The organism is Catenuloplanes niger (assembly GCF_031458255.1).
Lineage (GTDB): Bacteria > Actinomycetota > Actinomycetes > Mycobacteriales > Micromonosporaceae > Catenuloplanes > Catenuloplanes niger.
The window spans coordinates 7,101,961-7,121,241 of the sequence record NZ_JAVDYC010000001.1 but is presented as its reverse complement, the minus strand read 5'-3'; the positions used below and the strand labels follow the sequence as shown (position 1 = coordinate 7,121,241).

Sequence of the window (19,281 nt, the reverse complement as noted above, 5' to 3'; positions counted from 1 at the left end):
TCCTTGTTCGTTCAGGCGAGCGGGGCGGTGATCTGCAGGTCGCTGACGACCCAGGTGTCCCCGGACCGGGACAGCGCGACCTGGCAGGACAGGAACGTGAGGCGGGGCAGCGTGCGGGCCGGCCGGCCGTCCGGGCCGAGCACGGTGCCGGGACTGCGGTCGACGACCACGCGCAGGATCGGGCGGTCGAGCGTGAAGAAGCTGTCCGGGTTGACGCTGCGGACCACGTACCCGGCATCCTTGATCGCACCGCCGTCCCGGTACGCGTCGGTGACCGCCGTGATCGCCGCCGCGCACGCGGTGCAGGCCGGGTCGCTCGCCGCCGCCAGCGCGGACGTGTCCCCGGTGCGCAGCGCGTGGTCCAGCGTGCCGAAGAAGTACGGCACGAACAGCTTCGCGCCCTCGTTGCTGCGCTCCGACACCGCGCCGCTCGGCAGCGGCGCGGAGTTCGACGCGGTCACGCTCTCCGCGGGTGGCTGCGGCGCCGCGTCCGGCCCGCCGCCGCCACCGGTGGTGTAGTTGACCACGAGCAGCACGGCGCCGGTGGCGACCGCGGTGGCCAGGACACCGGCGGCGGCAACCGTCTGCTGCCGGCGCGACCGGGCCGGCGGGCGGTCCGCGGGAGCCGGGCGGGCGTTCGCCGGCCGGCCGCCACCGGCCGGACCGGGTCGGCCGGACCCGGCGGTGCCGGGATCGGTGGCGGATCCGGAACCAGCGTCGGAGCCCGGTCCCGCGGCGGAACCGGAACCAGTTCTGCCCGACCCGGTCGTGCCAGGACCGGTCCTGCCGGTCCCGGTCGCACCCGCGCCAATCGCGCTCGCACCGGTTCGGGCCGGACCGGTCCGGCCCGAACCGGGCGCGCCCGGGCCTGCGGAAGCGGTGCCGGTGGGGAACGCACCGGCGGCGGCCGGGCCGGCGGGGCTGCCGGGCGGCCACGTGGTGCCGGCGGACTGTGGCGTGGGTACCTCGACCACGCGCCAGGCCCCGGACGCGCCGGGACCCGCACCGAGTTGTGGGCGGGACGCGGACGGCGGAGGCGTCCGGTTCCCCGCGGCGGGACGGTCCGGGCGGATGCCGGGATCGGTGCGAGGCACCGAGGGGTGCCCGATCGGCGCCGGTCCGATCGGGATCGAGGGCTTCCCGGTCGTCGGAGTCCGGTCCGGGACCGCCGGGTCCGAGGCGGGCGGCGAGAGCTCCGGCGCCGGGGGCGGCACGGGGGCCCACCGGTTCCCGGAGGCCTTGCGGGGCGGCATGACCGGCGGCTCCGGGGATCGCGGCGACGTCACCGGGCCGGATGGGCGTGCCTCCCGGCCGTGCCCTCGATCGGATTCGGCCTGGCCGCCGCGATCTCCGCGGCCGGGGACCGGCTGCTCGGTCACGGCGGGATCCCCGGCGCGGGCCTGCGGCTCCCGGGTGACCGGCAGCCGACCGGAGTCGCGCGGGTTCACCGGCTCCGGCGAGTCCTCGCGGGCTCCGGCCGCCGCGGACCGGGAACCCGGCGACGCCGTTACCGGAGCCGATGCGGCCGCGTCCCGCTCCGGGGCAGCCTGGGTCCCGGCCGCCTGCGCACTTCCGGCCGTGTGCGCACTTCCGGCCGCCTGCGCACTCCCGGACGCGGGCGCACTCCCCGACGCGGGCGCACTCCCCGACGCGGGCGCACTCGCAGTGCCCCGCGGATCCACGGAGGGCCGCGGGCCGGAAACGGCCTGCGGGCCCGCATCGGAACTCGGGTCCACCCCAGCCTGCGGAGCCGCCGACGACGGGTTCGCGGGGCCTCGCGGGTTCGTGGGAATATGGCGACTCGCGGCGGACGGTGAACCCGCCGAAGCCCGGCGCTCGCCGGTGGGCAGCGGATTCGCGAAGGTTCCGTGGCTCGCCGACGCGGCCGGACCGGGCCTACCCGGTGCCTCCGGAACCTGCGTCCGGTCGGCCGCCGCCTGCCGCGCGGCCGGGGCCGGCGGGTTCGCGGTGGACGGGAAGCTCCGCGACGGCCCTCGGTCCGCGGCGGTCCGGGACGGTCCGTCGGACGCGGACCGGCGCGGCGTCGCGCCGGGCTCCGCGAAGGTCGGCGGATCCCCCGCCGTCGGCGTGGCGCCGGGGGCCGCGGCCGGGCCCTCCGGCGCAGGTGTTGCCGGCGTCCGGTCGGCGGGCCGCGGCATCGGGAGGCCCCGCAGCAGCATCGCCGTCTGCAGACGCCGGGCGCCGCTGCTGGTCGGCGAATTCCACGCGGGCATCCCCCCGCTGCTGTAGGGAGAGGTCCGCGCCGGGGGCATACCGCTCGGACCGGGCCCGGCGCCGCGCGGCTGCGGATCCACATCGTTCGGCTCCGCTCGCCGCCGCCCGGTATAACCGGTTTGTCCCGTCGCGGAGGGCTGCTGGTGCTCCCCGGTCACGGACGGCGGCTGCCGCTCCCCGACCCCCGACGGCAACTGACGCTCACCGGTCCCCGACGGCAGCTGACGCTCACCCGCCGCCGACGGCAGCTGACGCTCACCGGACACGGACGGCAACTGACGATCACCGGTCGCCGTCGGCAGGTGGCCGCCGCTGCCGACCGGTGGCTGAGCTCCACCGGCGGCCGGCGGCCGGGCGGCTTCCTCCACCGCCGCAAGCCGATCACCCGTGGCCGGTGGCTGAGGCTGGCCGGCGGCCGGCGCCCGGACCGGTTCGCCCGCTACCGGCAGAATCTCACCATCCACGACCAGCGGGTGAGCGCCACCAACGACCGGCGGGTGGGCACTACCCACAACCGGCGGTAGATCGTCATCAACAACCGGCGGGATGGCAGCACCAACAGCCGGCGGGCGAACGTCACCGTCGGTCGGCAGGTGGGCACCGCCCGCGACCGGCGGGAGAGCTGACAGGTGAACGCCGCCGTCGGCCGGCAGGAGGGCACCGCCCGCGGCCTGCGGGCGAACGCCGCCGCCGGTCGAACCAACCCCGCCGCCCGCGACCGGCGGGAGAGCGCCGCCGTCGACCGGCGGAAGATCGTCACCAACAGCCGACGGGTGAACGCCACCAACGACCGGCGGGAAACCGCCACCCGCGACCGGCGGGTGAACGTCACCGTCGGCCGGCAGGTGGGCACCGCCCCCGACCGGCGGGAGAGCCGGCGGGTGAACGTCACCGTCGGCCGGCAGGTGGGCACCGCCCGCAAGCGGCGGGAGAGCCGGCGGGTGAACGCCACCGTCGACCGGCAGGAGGGCACCGCCCGCGGCCGGCGGGCGAACGCCACCGCCGGTCGAACCAACCCCGCCGCCCGCGACCGGCGGGAGAGCGCCGCCGTCGGCCGGTGGTGGGGCCGGTGCGGCCGCCGCGGGTGGAACGTCACCGGCCGGGGCCGGCGAGCGGGCCGGGCCGGGGGTGAGGGCGCGCAGCTGTGCGGCCAGTTGCCGGGCCGTGGGCCGTTCGGCGGGCGGTGCGGCGAGGCAGGTCTTCACCAGTGCGGCCAGTTCGGCGTTCAGTGCGGGGAAGGAACCCGAGGCCGTGGCGTCCGTGGACGGCGGGCGACCGGTGATCATCTCTTGGAGCAGCGCGCCCAGGCGCTGGACGTCCTCCGGCGGCTCGGGCGTACGCCGGCCGGCGGTGCGGCGGACGAGCCAGTCGAGCCGGGCGTCGGTGATCCGCACCTCGCCGGCCGCGGGCAGCAGCAGGTTGCTCGGCTTCAGGTTGCCGTGCACGACGCCCCGCTCGTGCGCCGCGGCCAGTGCGTCCGCGCAGGACGCCGCGATCGCGAGGGCCTCCGCGAGCGGCACCGGCCCGGTCCGGGACAGCCGGCGGCGCAGGTCCACGCCGCCGATCAGGTCGGAGACGAGCGCGACCGTGTCGTCCTCCGCGATCACCTCGATGACCGGCACCCAGGCGGGATGCACCCGCTCGCCGAGCACCGGCGCGTCCCGGACCAGCCGGTTCACCAGCCGTTCGTCCCGGGCGTACTCGCTGGACAGCAGTTTCACCGCGCGGGTGTCCGCGGTGCCGCGCACGTCCGCGCGCCACAGCGTGCCGTGCGGCCCGACCCCGGCCGGTGATCGCAGCTCGTACCTGCCGGCCAGCACCTTCTGCACCGTCATCCCACCGTCCGCGCCAAGGGTGCGCCCGGACGAGGCCGCCCGGGCCGGAGCAACGACCCTGGCAACGGAGAGGAGGGGGCCCGCGTTCACGAATCACCGATGTTGCCGTCTTGTTCACAATGCACCCACGAAATGCCTGGCGGCGCATACCGTACGCACGTCAAATCCTGGGAAAGGTAGACATCCATGGATTCAAACGGCGTGGTCGCCCGGCGCCGCCGGCCCGGCCTGACCGTGCTTCGCATATTTCTGGTGATCCTGCTCTGCCTGGCCGTGGTGGCCGGCACGATCGGTGTGCTGTGGCAGCAGGGCATGCTGTCGCTGGCCGGCCGGTGCATGTCGTCGTCGACGGTCACCGTGGTGGCGTCCCCGGCCGTGGAGCCGGCGCTCAACCAGGCGGTCGCGAAGTGGAACGCGACGCGGCCGGCCGTCGACGGCGCGTGCCTGACCGCGCGTACCGTCGTGCAGGAGTCCGGGCAGGCCGCGGCCGCGGTCGGCCCCGGCTGGGACCCGGCCCGGGACGGCGACAAGCCGGACGTGTGGGTGCCGGACTCCAGCGTCTGGCTGAGCGTGGCCGGTTCGCGGCCGGAGGCGGCCGCGCTGCTGACCGCGGAGGGCACCAGCATCGCCTCGTCCCCGGCCGTGCTGGCGCTGCGCAAGCCGATGGCCGGTGCGCTGGGCTGGCCGCAGAAGCAGCTGGGCCGGCAGGACGTGATCGGTGCGCTGTCCCAGCCGGACGTGTGGGCGAAGGCCGGCCATCCGGAGTACGCGAACGCGCGGGTCGGGTTGACCGACCCGGCGACGTCGACGGCCGGGCTGGCGTCCGTGCTGTCCATCCTGGACCCGACCGGCACCGGCGAGCTGGGTGAGCAGCAGCTGATCGCGGGCCTGCAGGTGAGCCGGGTGGTCGGCGGGTTCGCGCCGGACGCGAGCGTGTTCTTCGCGGCGCAGACCACCGCGGCCGCGGTCGACCCGAATTCGGTGGTGGCCGCGTTCCCCGCGCTGGAGAAGGAGGTCGCGGAGTTCAACGCGGCGCACCCGGGCGGCGAGATGGCCCCGGTGTACGACCCGCAGCAGACGTTCGTGGCGGACTTCCCGTTCGTGCCGCTGACCGCGGACTGGGTGTCCGAGCGGGACCGGGCCGCGGTCGCGGAGATCCGGGAGTACCTGACCGGTGCGGAGGCGCGGGCGATCCTGTCCCGGCACTACCTGCGGGCGCCGGACGGCACGGTGGCGGACACCGCGGTGCTGCCGTCCGCCGGTGGTTACCCGGCCACGCCGCCGGCCGCGCGGGCCCCGATCACGCCGGAGCGGCTGAGCCAGGTGATGGCCGCCTGGGCGGACCTGCAGCGCAAGGTGAACCTGCTGGTCGTGCTGGACACGTCCGGGTCGATGACCAAGCCGGTGCCGGGCACCCAGCTGAACCGGCTGGCGCTGTTGCAGCAGACCGCCGGCACCGGCTTCAACCTGTTGCCGCACACGATGAGCATCGGGCTGTGGGAGTTCTCCGGGCGCGGTGGTGAGCCGCACCGGGAGCTGGTGCCGTTCGGGCCGTACCCGGCGATGGCCGGTGCGGTGCCGCGCGCGCAGGCGCTGACCGAGTCCGTCGGAAAGCTGCGGGCCGAGGGTGACACGCCGCTGTACGACACGGTCTACGACGCGTTCAAGACCATGCAGAAGCAGTGGGAGGCCGGCAGCACGAACTCGGTCGTGATCATCACGGACGGCGCGAACGAGGTCGCGACCGGCCTGACCCTGGAGCAGCTGACCGAGAAGCTGGGCAAGGAGCAGATCAAGGAGAAGCCGGTCCAGGTGGTCACGATCGCGGTCGGCCCGGACGCGGACGCGGAGTCGCTGGAGCGGGTCGCGACCGCGGCCGGCGGCCGGAACCTGGTGCTGCGCGAGCCCGGCTCCGCGATCGAGACGCTGGTCCTGGCCTTCACCGGCCGCCTGCAGTAGACGCTCGCGGCGGGGGCCGGGACGTCACCGGCCCTCGCCCGGGAACCGGCGGTGCGGCTGTCCGCGGGGCTCGTGGTCGGGGCAGGCGACGCGCAGCTCCGCGTCGCCGAACGGCGCGTCCACGACGTTGCAGTGGTGTGGCTTCCCGGTCTCCGCGGGGTGCGCGTCCGGCACGAAGAACCGGCAGGTCAGGCACATCCGCGAGACCGGGATCGCCCGCCGGTCCTGGAGTTCGCGGATCAGCGTGACGGTGCCGCGCAGCAGCGCCGCGAAGTCCTCCTCGGGCAGCGCGGAGACGGCACCGCCGAGCGTGTCGGACACCTCGGTCAGCCGGCCGGCCTCGGCGCGGCCGGCCTCGGTCAGGCTGAGCCGCAGCACCCGGGCGTCACCCGGGTCACGCGCCGCCGCCAGCAGTTCCTTGCGGCGCAGCGCCTTCACCGCGTCCGACACCGTGGGTGCGGTCGAGGCGAGCGCCGCGACCAGGTCACCCTGGCGGAGCGGGGTGCGGGCGCCGTGCAGCAGCGTCAGGATGTCGGCCTGCAACGGGGTCAGGTTGAGCGGGCCCGCGTTGCGCCACGCGTCCATCCGGACCGCCTGCCCCAGCCGGGCCAGCCCGATCAGCAGTTGCGTGGCCGGTGGCGGCCCCGGAACGTCCTCCATGCGCTCGACCTCCCGGACCCGCAGTCTACGTGCCGGGGTGCGGTGCACCCTGGTTCCCGTCCCGGCGCGCTGCCTACCGTGGTCGGCATGACACAGGAGCGGACCGTAGCGGCGATGCAGCGAGAGTGGATCTTCGGGTGGGACCGGGTCGAGGGTGCCCCGCCGCGCGACTTCCACGACGTGTTCGGCCGCTACTACGACTTCGACGCCGACGTGATTCTCTTCGACGAGGCCGACCCGCAGCGCCGTACCTTCCGGAAGGTCCAGGACTACGCGGACGCGTTCTGGCCGGGGTTCCAGGCGCTGCGCTCCGCGGCCCACGCGATCGAGGCGGAGCCGGAGGTGCTGGTCTCCGGCGACCTCGCGGCCAGCCGCATGATCTTCATCGCGGTGCTCACCACCGCCGAGGGCGAGACCAGTCACCTGCGGTGCCACAACTCGCTGGTCTGGCGGCGCACGCCGGACCGGAGCTGGCACATCGTCCGGGACCAGACCGCGGTGACGCCGATCCCGGCCGAGGAGGCGATGGGCTACTTCGGATGACCCGGAGGCGTCCGGGAGCGTACCCCTACCCTTGACGCGTGTTCATGACCGATGTCGTTCTCCTGCTGCTGGTGCTGCTGTTCGCGGCGAGTGGCTACCGGCAGGGCTTCGTGGTGGGGACGATGTCCTTCGCCGGCTTCTTCAGCGGCGCGCTGCTCGGGCTGCAGATCGGCCCGGTGATCGCGGCCCGGCTCGCCGACCCGGGCCTGCGGGTGGTCGTGTCGCTGCTGGTGGTGTTCCTGATCGCGGTCGCGACGCAGGCGCTGGCCGGCTGGTTCGCCACCCGGCTGCGGTACGGGATCGTGAACCCGGCCGGGCAGCGCGCCGACGAGATCGGCGGCGCGGTGATGTCGGGCCTGGCGGTGCTGCTGGTCGCCTGGCTGGTGGCGGTGCCGCTGGCGTCGTCGTCCGTGCCGTGGCTGGCCCGCTCGATCCAGGGCAGCTACGTGCTCGGCGCGGTCGACCGGGTGATGCCGGACCAGGCGGAGGTGCTCTCCCAGGGCCTGCGGCAGACGCTGAACACGCGTGGCTTCCCGGAGGTCTTCGGCGGCCTGGACGACACCCGGGCGCCCCGGGTGGCACCACCGGACCCGGCGCTCGTCCGGTCCGCCGCGGTGGAACGGGCCCGGCAGTCCGTGGTCAAGGTGCTGGGCGTGGCGGGCGGCTGCGAGCGGCGGCTGGAGGGCTCCGGCTTCGTCTACGCGACCGAGCGCGTGATGACGAACGCGCACGTGGTGGCCGGCACGGACACGGTCACGGTGGAGGCCGGCACGTCGTCGCTGACCGGCCGGGTGACCGTCTACGACCCGGACCGCGACCTGGCCGTCATCTACGTGCCCGGCCTGGGCGCCCCGGCCATGCGATGGTCGGCGGACCCCGGCGCGCAGGGCGAGGGCGCGGTCGTGCTCGGCTTCCCGCTCGACGGCCCGTACAACGCGCAGCCGGCCCGGATCCGCCAGGTCCAGGACCAGCGCGGCCCGGACCTGTACCTGTCCGGCGAGGTCACCCGCGAGATCTACACGATCCGGGCGCTGGTCCGCAGCGGCAACTCCGGCGGCCCGCTGATCGACGCGCGCGGCAACGTGCTCGGCGTCATCTTCGCGGCCTCGGCCAGCGACCCGGAGACCGGCTTCGCGCTCACCGCGGCCGAGGCCGCCCCGGTCGCCCGGTCCGGCCTGGACGCGGTCCGCGCCACCGGCACCGGCGAGTGCACCGGCACCTGACGTCCGGCGGGCCGCCGGTCAGTGACGGCGGCCGACTCGGGTCACGGCGGCGCCGGCGAGGAGCAGCAGCAGGCCGGCGGCGACCAGCGTGCCGACCCGGTCGCCGGTGACCGGAAGGGGACGGCTGCCGCTGACCGGCAGCGGGACGTACCGCCGTTCGGTGCTCATCACCGAGACCTGGGTGACGGCGGAGGTCGCGCCGGTGCGCGGGTCGCGGCCGCCGCACTCGTACGTGCCGAACGGCAGCCGGCTGAGTGCGAAGCGCCCCGATCCGGCCGCGCCGACGGCCATCAGGACGTCGTCCGTGGTGCGCAGGGTGTCGTCCAGGCCGGCCCAGCGGCAGGTCACGGCCGCACCGCCGATCGGGTCGCCGGTGCCGCTGTTGTAGATGGTGCCGTTGACGGAGCCACGGCCGATGCCGGCGAACTCCGCGACCGCCGCGCCGGACTCACCGGTCCGGACGGTGACGGTCCAGTCCGCCCGGCCGTCGCTGTCCGAGGTGTACGCGAAGCCGGCGGCGTCGACCACGGCGGTCACCCGGTACGCGCCGCCGGGCAGGCTGCCGAACCGGTAGCCGCCGTCCGGGCCGGTGGTGACGGATCGCACCGGCGGGGCGGCGGTGATCGTGCTGACCGCCGCGAGCGCGGCGGCGACGGACGGTGCCTCACGGAGCTGGACCGGGACGCCGGGCAGCGGCCACTCGCCGTCGTCGCGGTCGCCGTCCTGGTTGCGGTCGAACCAGATCACGCCGGTGACCAGGGCGTCGCCGACGGGCGGCGGACCGTCGGCCGGCGACGGCGACACGGTGGGAGACGCACTCGGTGGGGCACTCGGCGACGGGCTGGGAGAAGCGCTCGGTGACGCGGTCGGTGACGCGGTCGGCGACGCACTCGGGGACGGGCTGGGCGAGACGTCCGGCGAGGGGCCGACCGACGGCGACGGAGCCGGACTCGGCACCGCGGACGCGGACACCGACGGCAGCGGCGAGGCCGGCGCCGACGGGCTCGCCGACGGTGCCGGCGGCGTGTCCCCGGCCAGCACCACCACGGCCTCGTCGTCGTCCGTGACGGCGCTGCCCGCGTCCGGCGTGCCGGTCACGGTCAGCCGGACCCTCGCCTCCCCCGCGTCGCGCTGCGCCTGGGTGAACACCCGCGCAGCCGTGCACCGCATGCCGGCGCCGACCGTGAGCGTGGTCGCCGGGCAGCTGACCGCTCCCCCGTCGTTCGCGACCGCCGTGATCGACCGCAGCACCTGATCGCCGCTGTTCGTGACCGTCCACCCCCAGGTGTGGCTCACCCCGGGCACGGGCGTCACCGGCCCGGGCGCCGCCTCCGCCGTGACGGTCAGGCCCGGCGCGGCCGCCCGCACCGCGACGTCCAGCGTCGCCGTCGCCGTGACGGTCCGCTTCGACACGCGGTCGGTGAGCCGGTACTCGAACGCGTCGGTGCCGGTGTACCCGGGCATCGGCGTGTACGTGAACCCGCCGCTCGCCTCGTCCACATCGCCGTGGTCCGGGCTGGTCAGCGCGGTCAGCACGCACGCCGGGCAGTCCGCGGGCGGCACCGGTGTCACGGTGCCCGCCCGGCCGGCCGGCACCGCGATCACCGCCGCCGCGGGTGGGACCAGGATCCGGACCGTGCTCGACACCGTGTGTGCCCCGCCCGAGGCGGTGTAGCCGAACGTCGCGACCCCGGCGAAGCCCGCCGGTGGCGCCCAGCCGACCGTCCCGCCCTGGAACGACGCCGTGCCGGACGACGCGGTGCCGACCGCCGTGACCGCGCAGCCCGGGCAGTGGTCGTTGGCCAGCACGTCCAGCCCGGTGACGGACGCGCCCGGCGCGGCGGTCGCGGAGTCGGGCCGGGCGTCGTCGACCTCGACCGTGAGCGTCGCCGTGCTGCTCAGCGCGGTCACCGGGTCGGTCGCGGTGTAGGTGACCGTCGCGATGCCGGTCCACCCGGCGGCGGGCGTGACGGTGACCGTGCCACCGCCGCTGCCGACCGTGACCGGGCCGGCCGTGACGGACGTACCGAGCGTGCAGTTCGTGCAGGCGTCGTCGGTCAGCACGTCCACGTCGACCGGCACGCCGACCCGGGTCACGGCGTCGTCGTCCCGCGCCTGCGGCGCCACGGTCACGGTCACTGTCGCGGTCGCGTACGCCCCGGTCCCCGGGTCCGACGCGGTGTACCGGTAGGTGTCCACCCCGCTGAAGCCGGGCGCGGCCGTGTAGACGGCCCGGCCGCGCACGTCGACGGTCGCGGTGCCGTACCCCGGGTCCGTGGTGATCGTGATCGTGCACCCGGTGCAGTCGTCGTTGTCCAGCACGTTCGTCACCACGGGCGCCGCACCGGTGGTGGTGGCGCCGTCCGGCCGCACATCCGGCGCCGCGGCCACCCGGACCGTGACGGTGCCGGTGGCGGTCGCGCCCGACGGATCCGTGAGGACGTAACCGACCGTGACCGTGCCGGCGCCGGCCGGCGTGTACGTGACCACGTCCCCGTCGACGGTCGCCGTACCGGTGGCGGGTGGCCCGGTGATGGCGAGCGTGCAGCCGGCGCACAGGTCGTTCGCGAGCGGCAGCACTTCCACCGGCGTCCCGGCGACGGTGGTGACGGCGTCGTCCACGGCGCGCGGCGTGACGGTGACGACCACGGTCGCGGTCGTGGTGGCGCCGCCACGGGTCAGCGTGTACGGCACCCGGGCGCGCCCGGTGAACCCGGCGACCGGGGTGAAGACGACCGCGCCGCCGCTGATCCCGGCCGTGCCGGACGGCGGCGCGCCGACCGCGGTGAGCGCGCACCCGGTGCACGGGTCGTTGGCGCGCACGTCGACGGTGACCGCCTGGCCGGGCGCGGTGGTGGCGGTGTCGTCGACCGCGCCGCGGACGGTCAGCGTGATGGTGCCGTCCGCGGTGACCGGCCCGGAGACCGAGCTGGCGATCCGGTAGGTGGCGGTGAACGTACCGATGTCGCCGCCCGGGGTGTAGGTGTAGGTCCCGTCCGGGTGCAGCGTCAGCGTGCCGGACGGCGGCCCGGTCACCAGCGTCCGCGTGCAGGTGGCCGGGCAGGCGTCGTTGCCGGCCGCGTCGCCGGTGACGCTGTCGCCGAGCAGCACGGCCGCGGTGTCGTCGACGGCACGTGGGCCGACCGTGACCGAGACGGTGCCGGTGACGCGCAGGCCGGTGACCGGGTCGCGCACCTGGTACGTGTAGGCGTCCGCACCGGCGTACCCGGCGGCCGGCCGGTACGTGGACGCGCCGGTGTCCGGGTCGACCGTGACCGTCCCGTGCGCGGGCGCGGTCCCCGGGGCGTAGACGCAGCGCCCGCATGATCCGCCGGACGGGGGCGCGGCGCCGACCTCGGTGCCGTACGTGGTCTGCCGGGCCACCGGCGGCGGGGCGATGAGGATCGTGACCGGGGTGGTGACGCCGCCGCTGTTGCCGGTGACGCCGTAGGAGAACGTGTCCAGCCCCCAGGTGCCGGCGTTCGGGGTGTATGTGACGACGCTGCCGCCGCCCGTCGGGTAGACGACCGTGCCGAGCGCGGGTGCGCCGCCCGCCTGCGGCCGGCAGGCGTTGCTGCACCCAGGGTCGTTGGCCTGCAACGGCAGCGGGTTGATCGCGGTCTGGTACGCGGTGGTGGCGTAGTCCGGGGCGAGGTCAGCGACGTTGATGGTGACGTCGCCGTCGGTGCCGCGCCCGGCCGCGTCGGTGGCCCGGTAGGTGAACGTGACCGTGCCGGTGGCGTTCGACGCCGGCACGTACGTGAACGTGCCGTCGCCGGACAGCGTCAGTGTCCCGCTCACCGCGCCGTTCAGCCGCGGCCCGGCGACCGGCGTCGTGCTGACCGTGCAGCCGGTGCAGGCGTCGTTGGCCAGCACACCGGTGCTCGCGGTGAGCGTGGCGCTCTTCCCGGTGCTGTACAGGTCGGCGGCCGCGACCGGCCGGACCGCCACGGTGACGGTCGCGCCGCCGGTGCTGTGCCCGTCCGTGGCCGAGTACGTGAACGTCACCGTGCCGGAGGCGCCGGGAGCGGGGTTGTAGGTGACCGTCCCGTCCGCCCCGAGCACGGCCGCGCCGCCGCCGGCCGGCGTGCCGAGCGAGGTGATCCGCAGCGGCAGCCCGGACGGTGCGGTGACACCGTCCAGCGGGGTGACGGTGACCGGGTTGCCGGCGGTGGTGGATACGGACGCGTCCGGCAGGCTGAGGCCGCCGGCGCCGAGCACGGTCACCTCGGCGCCGGCCGGCGCGGAGGCGGTCACGTCGGCGCTGCGGTCCAGGACGACCGTGCCGAAGTGCGCCACCGCGGAGTTGGCCCGCGCCCCGGTGGTCGGCCCGAGCAGCACCGAGTACGACATCGTGGTGCTGCCACCGGCCGGTACGCCGATCGGGCCCTGCACGATCAGCGTGCGCCCGTCGACGTCCGGGTCCGCGGCCGCCCGGCCGGCGATCCGCATGGTCCCGGGCTGGTAGGCGGCGTCGGCGGGCAGCGTGTCGGACACCCAGTCGACGAGGCCGGCGGTGTCCGCGGCGTTGGTCAGCGTCAGCGTGTACGAGGCGACGCCACCGCCGGCCGGCAGGATCGCACCGGCCGGCGCGGTGACCTCCTTGCCGAGCGTGACCGGCGCGGTCGCGGAGACCGCGGGCAGCGCACCGAGTGCCGTACCCCCGATGTCGGTGTGTTTGACCTGGGTGCCGCTGGCGATGTACTGGATCGGCTTGAGCGGCGCGGCGGACTCGCTCGGCCCGGTCGCCCGGAACACGTACCGCGCGGTGTACGGGCGGGCGGGGCCGCCGGCGCCGGTGAGGTAGAGCCGGTCGACGTAGGTGACCGGCGGGGCGACGCCGTCCGGGGAGATCAGCAGTTCGGTGCGTTCCAGCCGCCACGCCCCGGCCGGGAAGCCGGCGAGCGCGTTCGGGGTGTAGGCCAGCACGCCGGGATCGTTCGGTGGGCCGGCGCCGAGCGTGCCGGTGTCGCCCTGCACGCTCACCGTGACCACGTCGCCGAGCCGGGCCGTGGCCGCCGGCGTGGACGTGGTCACGCTCTGCACCTTGTTCGCCAGCGCCTTGATCGTGTCGACCACGTCCGTGTAGGTGAACGCGCGGCTGCACAGCGGCGTCCCGGAGGCGGGTGCGCCGTCGTACAGCGTGACCGTGTGGCCCTGCGGGACCGTGGTCGTGCCGGTCGCGGTCAGCAGCAGGTACCGCGCCGCGCTGCCGCCACCGGGCAGCGCCGGCAGCGCGGTGTGGGCCGGCTGGCCCGCCGCCAGGCCGACGACGCCACCGGTGAAGCCGCTCAGCTGCAGCCACAGGCGGGAGCGCGCGGACGGCCCGGCCTCGACCCGGTATCCGGCGTAGGCGGACATCAGCCGGGCCGTACTGGCCGAGTCGACGTAGAAGTGCGGGTCGTGCAGCGCCACCACCGCGGGGGTGCCGGCGTCACCGCACCGGGGCAGTACCGACGCGGCCGCCGGGCCGGCCGGGCCGACGGCCGGCGCGGCCAGCGGCACCAGCGACATGGTCAACGCGATGGCGGCGACGCGGCGTGCCGTGTGCGGCATGCGGCCTCCCGGTTACGGCGACGGCTCTGTCGACGCCCCGATCGGCCCGCGCGACGGCGAGCTGAGGATTTCCCGTCACCGGGCCGGGGTGGTCTCCGCGCTGAACTCCGGGTGGGCGGCCAGGAACTCGTCGAGCGTGCCGTTCTTCGCGGCGGTCAGCATGGACAGCGAGGACTCGTCCAGCGTCTCGTAGTCGACGCCGTCGACGGTCTCGGTCTTCGGCTCGCCCGCGTTCGTCCGGATCAGCGTGAGCCGGTCGGAGCGCAGGTTCTTGAACGTGAAGACGTAGTCGGCCAGCGGGATGCCGCCGGTGTCCAGCAGGAACGTGTCGCCGGCCGCCTTGACCAGCGCGTTCAGCTTGCCGAGGTCGGTCAGCACGCCGGTCGTGGTGGCCTCGTCCACGATCGCCTTGATCAGCTGCTGCTGGTGCCGCTGCCGGCCGTAGTCGCCGTCGCTGAGGCTCTTGCGGATCCGGACGTAGTCGAGCGCCTCGGTGGCGTTCATCCGGCGGCAGCCCTCCTCGTGCACCAGCGGTGTCGCGCCCGGCGGCAGCTGCATGCCGTAAGCCTCCGAGTACCAGCCCTGGACCAGCTTGCCGTTCGCGTCCCGGCCGAGGTGGATCGACTCGGCGCGCTCGTCGACGCACATGTCCACGCCGCCGAGCGCGTGCACCACGCTGCCGAAACCGCCGAAGTCGATGATCGCGGCACCGTTGAAGCGGATGCCGGTCTCCTTGTTCAGTGTGGTGGACAGCAGCTCCATGCCGCGCGCCCGCTTCTCCACCTCGGAGCCGTCGCCCTGGTATCCGTACCCGAACGCGGAATTGATCTTCTCGGTCGAGCCGGTGAAGCCGGTCTTGTCGTAGGCCGGGATGTCCACCCGCCAGTCCCGCGGTATCGAGATCAGGTACGCGCGGTCGTGCGTGGCCGGCACGTGCAGGATGATGATCGTGTCGGCGAGCACGCTGTCGGTCTGCCCCGGCGAGCCCTCCTCACGCGCGTCCAGTCCCGCGAGCAGCAGGTTCACCGGCCCGTCGATGCTGTTGCCGGTCTCGCTGTTCGCGGCCGCGGCCTCACCCTCCAGCAGCGCGGTCTGCGGGACCGCGCCGTTGACCATGCTGCGCGCGACCGCCACCGAGCCGATGCCCAGCACGGCCACCACCAGCACGGCGATCACCGTGATCCGTGCCCATCGTGGAACCTCGCGGCCGTTGATCGTCACCGGTGCACCCCGCCTCATCCGCCGTGATCGTCGTCGTTCCCGCATACCCGCCCGGCCGTGACCTCACTCCCGTGCGACCGTGCAACGATTCTGGGGTGGGAGACGAGTCGGCCGAACTGTCGCTGGACGGGCTGGCCCTGACCGTGGACGCGGTCGGCGGCGGCGCGGCGGCGGCGCGCGCGGTCGCGTCCCGGTCCGCGGCGCCGCCGGTCAAGCCGGGCCGGTCCCGCGCCACCAAGCCGAAACCCCCTCGCGAGCCCGCCGCGGAGCTGCCGGTCGCACGGGTCTGCGTGGACGTGCCGCTGCCCCACCTGGACCGCGCGTTCGACTACCTGGTCCCGGCCGAGCTGGCCGGGACCGCGCTGCCGGGCACCCGGGTGCGCGTCCGGTTCGCCGGGCAGCTGGTCGACGGCTGGCTGCTGGAGCGCGTCGCGGAGTCCAGCCACGAGGGCCGGCTCGGCTTCCTCGACAAGCTGGTCTCCCCCGAACGAGTGCTCAGCGACGAGGTGTCGCACCTGGTCAGAGCGGTCGCCGACCGATACGCGGGCAGTCTCGCCGACGTGCTCCGCCTCGCCGTCCCGGCCCGCCACGCCCGCGCGGAGCAGAGCTCCGCACCGGATCAAACCCCTCCGAGGGTACGGATGAACAGCGCGACCGCCGCGGCCGGGCCCACGGCGCCGGCGCCGATCCGGCCGCTCCCGCCGTCCGCCGAACCCACGACGGCCCGGACCCCCGCCGACGCCCCGGCCACACCACCACCGGCTCCCGGCGAACCCGCTACGGCCCGGCCCTCGGCTGATGCTCCGCCCGCCGACGAGCCCGTTCCGGCGGACCCGGCCGCCGGCGAACCGGCCACGGCCCGGCCCGCGGCTGACGCTCCGGCCGCCGAGATGCCCGGTCCGGTGGAGCCGGTCACCGGCGAACCGGCCACGGCCCGGCCCGTAGCCGACGCTCCGGCCACCGGCGAACTCCTCCCGGCCGAGCCGGCGGCCGACCGATCCGCGGAGGCGGAGCCGGCACTGCAAGCACCGGCCGAGGGGCTGCCGGCAGCGGCGGCGGATCCGACCGCGGCCGGCGGCACCGTGCCGGCCACGGCGCGGCAGGGCTGGTCACCGTACCCCCATGGCCCGGGTTTTCTGCAGGCCCTCGGCGAGGGGCGCGCGCCGCGGGCGGTGTGGTCCGCGGTTCCCGGCGAGGACTGGCCACGCCGGATCGCCGAGGCCGCGGCCGTGACCGTCGCCGCCGGCCGGGGCGTGGTCGCGGTCGTGCCGGACGCGCGCGACCTGGACCGGCTGGACGCCGCGCTGACCGACACGCTCGGCCCCGGCCGGCACGCCACGCTGGCCGCGTCGCTCGGCCCGGCGAAGCGGTACCGCGCGTTCCTGGCCGGGCTGCGCGGGCACGTGCCGGTGGTGATCGGCACCCGGGCGGCCTCGTTCGCGCCGGTGCACGACCTGGGCCTGGTGGTGATCTGGGACGACGGCGACGACTCGCACGCGGAGCCGCGCGCGCCCTACCCGCACGCGCGCGAGGTGCTGCTGACCCGCGCGCAACTGACCGGCGCGGCCGTGCTGGCCGGCGGGTTCACCCGGACCGCGGAGGCGCAGCAGCTGGTCGAGACCGGCTGGGCGCACGAGCTGACCGGCAGCCGGGACGCGATCCGGGCGCGCGCACCGCACGTGGCCCCGATCGGCGACGACCCGCAGCTGGCCCGCGACCCGGCCGCCGCCACCGCCCGGCTGCCCAGCCTGGCCTGGCAGGCGGCCCGGGAGGCGCTGCGCGCGGGCGCGCCGGTGCTGGTGCAGGTGCCGCGGCGCGGTTACCTGCCGTCCGTGGCGTGCGCGACCTGCCGCGAGCCGGCCCGCTGCGCGCACTGTCAGGGCCCGCTGGAGCTGCGCTCGTCCCAGGACGTGCCGGGTTGCCGCTGGTGCGGGCGGGTCGCGGCCGGCTGGACCTGCCCGGAGTGCGGCGGTCACCGGCTGCGCGCCTCGATCGTCGGCGCCCGCCGGACCGCGGAGGAGTTGGGCCGCGCGTTCCCCGGCGCGCCGGTGCGCACGTCCGGCCGCGACGAGGTGCTGCTGCGGGTGCCCGCCGAGCCCGCGGTGGTGGTCTGCACGCCCGGCGCCGAGCCGGTCGCGGACGGCGGCTACGGCGCCGTGCTGCTGCTGGACACCTGGGCGCTGCTCACCCGCGCCGACCTGCGCGCGGCCGAGGAGGCGCTGCGCCGCTGGCTGACCGCGGCCGCGCTGGCCCGCCCGCAGCGCGCCGGTGGCCGGGTGGTGGTCGTCGCGGACGGCGGCATCCCCGCCGTGCAGGCGCTGCTGCGCTGGGACCCGGCCTGGTACGCCGCCCGGGAGCTGGCCGAACGCCGCGAGCTGGGCTTCCCGCCCGCGTCCCGGATGGCCAGTCTCACCGGCCCGCCGGACGCGGTCGCCGACCTGCTGGACACCGCCCGCCTGCCGGACGACGCGGAGCTGCTCGGCCCGGTCCCGGCCGGCGACGACACCGAACGCATGCTGGTCCGCGTGCGCCGTGGCGCGGCCGGCGCGCTGGCCAAGGCCCTGCACGAGGCCGCCGGCGTCCGCAGCGCCCGCAAGGCCCCGCACCCGGTCCGCATCCAGATCGACCCGCACGACCTCTTCTGACCGCGGCCGCACGGGCGGGCCTCGGCCGGGCCGACCGGCGGGTCGCCGTGCCGTGACCGGGTAAGGACATCGATCGGTATATCGCTCTACGATGTCGTTCGGCCATATTCGCAAGCAGGGAGCGGCATGACGGAGAGCCAGGAAAGTCCGGTACGGCACTTCTGCGCGCAGCTGGATGCTTTCGTGCGGGCGTCGGGGCAGACGCGGTCCTACGTGGTGAGCCGGCATCCGATGAGCGACTCGCAGGTCTACGCGGTGCTGGCCGGGACGGTGAAGACGCCGCCGTCGTTCGATCGGATGGTGGTGCCGATCGTCGAGATCTGCGGCGGCGGCCCGGCCGCGGTCGCGCAGTGGCGGACCCACCACGACACCATGGTCCGCGTCTACGAACTGCAGAAATCCCTGCGCCGCAAGGGTACGGCCGAGACGTCCGCGAGCACGCCGGAGGACACCGCAGCGGAGTCACCGGCCGCGCGGACTCCGGCCGCGGGCACTCCGGACGTGGCGACCCCGGACGGGGAGACCCCGGGTGTGGAGACCCCGGGTGTGGGCACTCCGCCTGCCGGAGCCCCGGGCGCCGCGGCCCCGGGCGCGGATGTGCCGCCGGCCGGTGCGGCTCCGCGGCCCGGCGCGGCTCCCGGTTCCGGCGCGCCGCCTGGGTTCGGCGTGCCGCCCGGGTTCGACGTGCCGCCGGGCTACAACCGCTTCGCGTCGGCGGAGCCGCGACCGGCACGGCGACCGCGTCGCCCGCTGCTGGTGATCGCGGCGATCGTGGCGGTGCTGGGCGTGGCGGCGGGCGGCCTGACCTGGGCGCTGGCCGACCGGGCGGGCTCCGGACCGGACGGGCCGGCGGCGGCACCGGTGGCCGGGGGCGCGAGCACCGCGGACCCGGCCTCGCCGTGCACCGGCACCGCGCCCGCCGGGGGCGGTGACCTGCTCGACACCCCGCTCCCGGACGAGCCAGGCCCGCTGTCGCGCCCCTGGTGGACGAATGAGGCCGCCGTCGTGACGATGGAGCGCTTCGACACGCACAGCTGGGCGGCGACCGTGCCGGAGAGCGTCGGCGCGGACCCGTGGGCCCTGCTCGCCATCCGGGGCTGCCTGCCGGTGACGGCCGGGCATCGCTACCGGCTCGACTTCACCGCGACCGCGAGCGTCGGTGCCACCCTCCGGGCACGCGTGCAGCACAACGAGTGGCCGTACCCGGAGTCGCTGATGAAGAACCTCACCGTGGGCCCGGACCCGCAGTCGTTCTCCTACGAGTTCACCGGCAACCTGACCAGCCCGACCAGCGAGCTGACGTTCCAGCTGGGCGGGAACCCGGCGATGCGGGTCGAGGTGACCGACGTGGTGCTGACCGATCTCGGCGCCTGAGCACTCCGGAACCCTCCGGAACCACCACCT

General features: G+C 75.8%; 9 protein-coding genes. 5 read left to right on the top strand and 4 right to left on the bottom strand.

The genetic code is table 11. The annotated features are described in order from the left end of the window. Positions 1 to 11: 11 nt before the first annotated feature. Positions 12 to 4,070 (bottom strand): DUF6318 family protein, encoded by a 4,059-nt coding sequence (locus tag J2S44_RS31035; protein ID WP_310421110.1) that lies wholly within the window; start codon positions 4,068 to 4,070, stop codon positions 12 to 14. 186 nt (positions 4,071 to 4,256) lie between these two features. Here J2S44_RS31035 and J2S44_RS31030 point away from each other — a divergent pair, with 186 nt between their 5' ends. Further along, complete coding sequence (locus tag J2S44_RS31030) at positions 4,257 to 6,029, top strand: VWA domain-containing protein (protein ID WP_310421108.1); 1,773 nt, start codon at positions 4,257 to 4,259, stop codon at positions 6,027 to 6,029. 24 nt (positions 6,030 to 6,053) lie between these two features. Here J2S44_RS31030 and J2S44_RS31025 read toward each other — a convergent pair whose 3' ends face one another. Next, the gene (locus tag J2S44_RS31025; RefSeq protein WP_310421105.1) at positions 6,054 to 6,689 is read right to left on the bottom strand and encodes a MarR family winged helix-turn-helix transcriptional regulator; all 636 of its coding nucleotides are present in this window, start codon (positions 6,687 to 6,689) and stop codon (positions 6,054 to 6,056) included. Between the two features lie 87 nt (positions 6,690 to 6,776). Here J2S44_RS31025 and J2S44_RS31020 point away from each other — a divergent pair, with 87 nt between their 5' ends. Both J2S44_RS31020 and J2S44_RS31015 read left to right on the top strand, forming a co-directional pair. Then, positions 6,777 to 7,232, top strand: a complete 456-nt coding sequence (locus tag J2S44_RS31020) for a YybH family protein (protein WP_310421103.1) — start codon at positions 6,777 to 6,779, stop codon at positions 7,230 to 7,232. Positions 7,233 to 7,270: 38 nt separating this feature from the next. Then, positions 7,271 to 8,455, top strand: coding sequence for a MarP family serine protease (locus J2S44_RS31015; RefSeq protein ID WP_310421101.1), 1,185 nt, complete (start codon positions 7,271 to 7,273; stop codon positions 8,453 to 8,455). A gap of 18 nt (positions 8,456 to 8,473) precedes the next feature. Here the strand turns inward: J2S44_RS31015 and J2S44_RS31010 are convergent, their stop codons facing one another. Together J2S44_RS31010 and J2S44_RS31005 are read right to left on the bottom strand one after the other, a co-directional pair. Next, on the bottom strand, positions 8,474 to 14,011 hold the full coding sequence (locus J2S44_RS31010) for an Ig-like domain-containing protein (RefSeq protein ID WP_310421099.1): 5,538 nt from the start codon (positions 14,009 to 14,011) through the stop codon (positions 8,474 to 8,476). Positions 14,012 to 14,086: 75 nt separating this feature from the next. Next, a complete protein-coding gene (locus J2S44_RS31005; protein ID WP_310421096.1) occupies positions 14,087 to 15,232 on the bottom strand; it encodes an LCP family protein in 1,146 nt (381 codons plus the stop codon). Between the two features lie 290 nt (positions 15,233 to 15,522). On the opposite strand from J2S44_RS31005, the gene J2S44_RS31000 reads away from it, so the two are divergent. Together J2S44_RS31000 and J2S44_RS30995 are read left to right on the top strand one after the other, a co-directional pair. Beyond that, entirely contained in the window at positions 15,523 to 17,877 is a 2,355-nt protein-coding gene (locus tag J2S44_RS31000; protein ID WP_310430006.1) for a primosomal protein N', read from the top strand. Between the two features lie 126 nt (positions 17,878 to 18,003). Continuing rightward, on the top strand, positions 18,004 to 19,251 hold the full coding sequence (locus tag J2S44_RS30995; RefSeq protein WP_310421094.1) for a hypothetical protein: 1,248 nt from the start codon (positions 18,004 to 18,006) through the stop codon (positions 19,249 to 19,251). The last annotated feature ends 30 nt before the right edge of the window (positions 19,252 to 19,281 follow it).

What these genes read in the sequence shown, in the direction of transcription:
- J2S44_RS31035 (WP_310421110.1), bottom strand. Translation starts at nt 4,070, where the DNA reads ATGACGGTGCAGAAGGTGCTGGCCGGCAGGTACGAGCTGCGATCACCG.
- J2S44_RS31030 (WP_310421108.1), top strand. Translation starts at nt 4,257, where the DNA reads ATGGATTCAAACGGCGTGGTCGCCCGGCGCCGCCGGCCCGGCCTGACC.
- J2S44_RS31025 (WP_310421105.1), bottom strand. Translation starts at nt 6,689, where the DNA reads ATGGAGGACGTTCCGGGGCCGCCACCGGCCACGCAACTGCTGATCGGG.
- J2S44_RS31020 (WP_310421103.1), top strand. Translation starts at nt 6,777, where the DNA reads ATGACACAGGAGCGGACCGTAGCGGCGATGCAGCGAGAGTGGATCTTC.
- J2S44_RS31010 (WP_310421099.1), bottom strand. Translation starts at nt 14,011, where the DNA reads ATGCCGCACACGGCACGCCGCGTCGCCGCCATCGCGTTGACCATGTCG.
- J2S44_RS30995 (WP_310421094.1), top strand. Translation starts at nt 18,004, where the DNA reads ATGACGGAGAGCCAGGAAAGTCCGGTACGGCACTTCTGCGCGCAGCTG.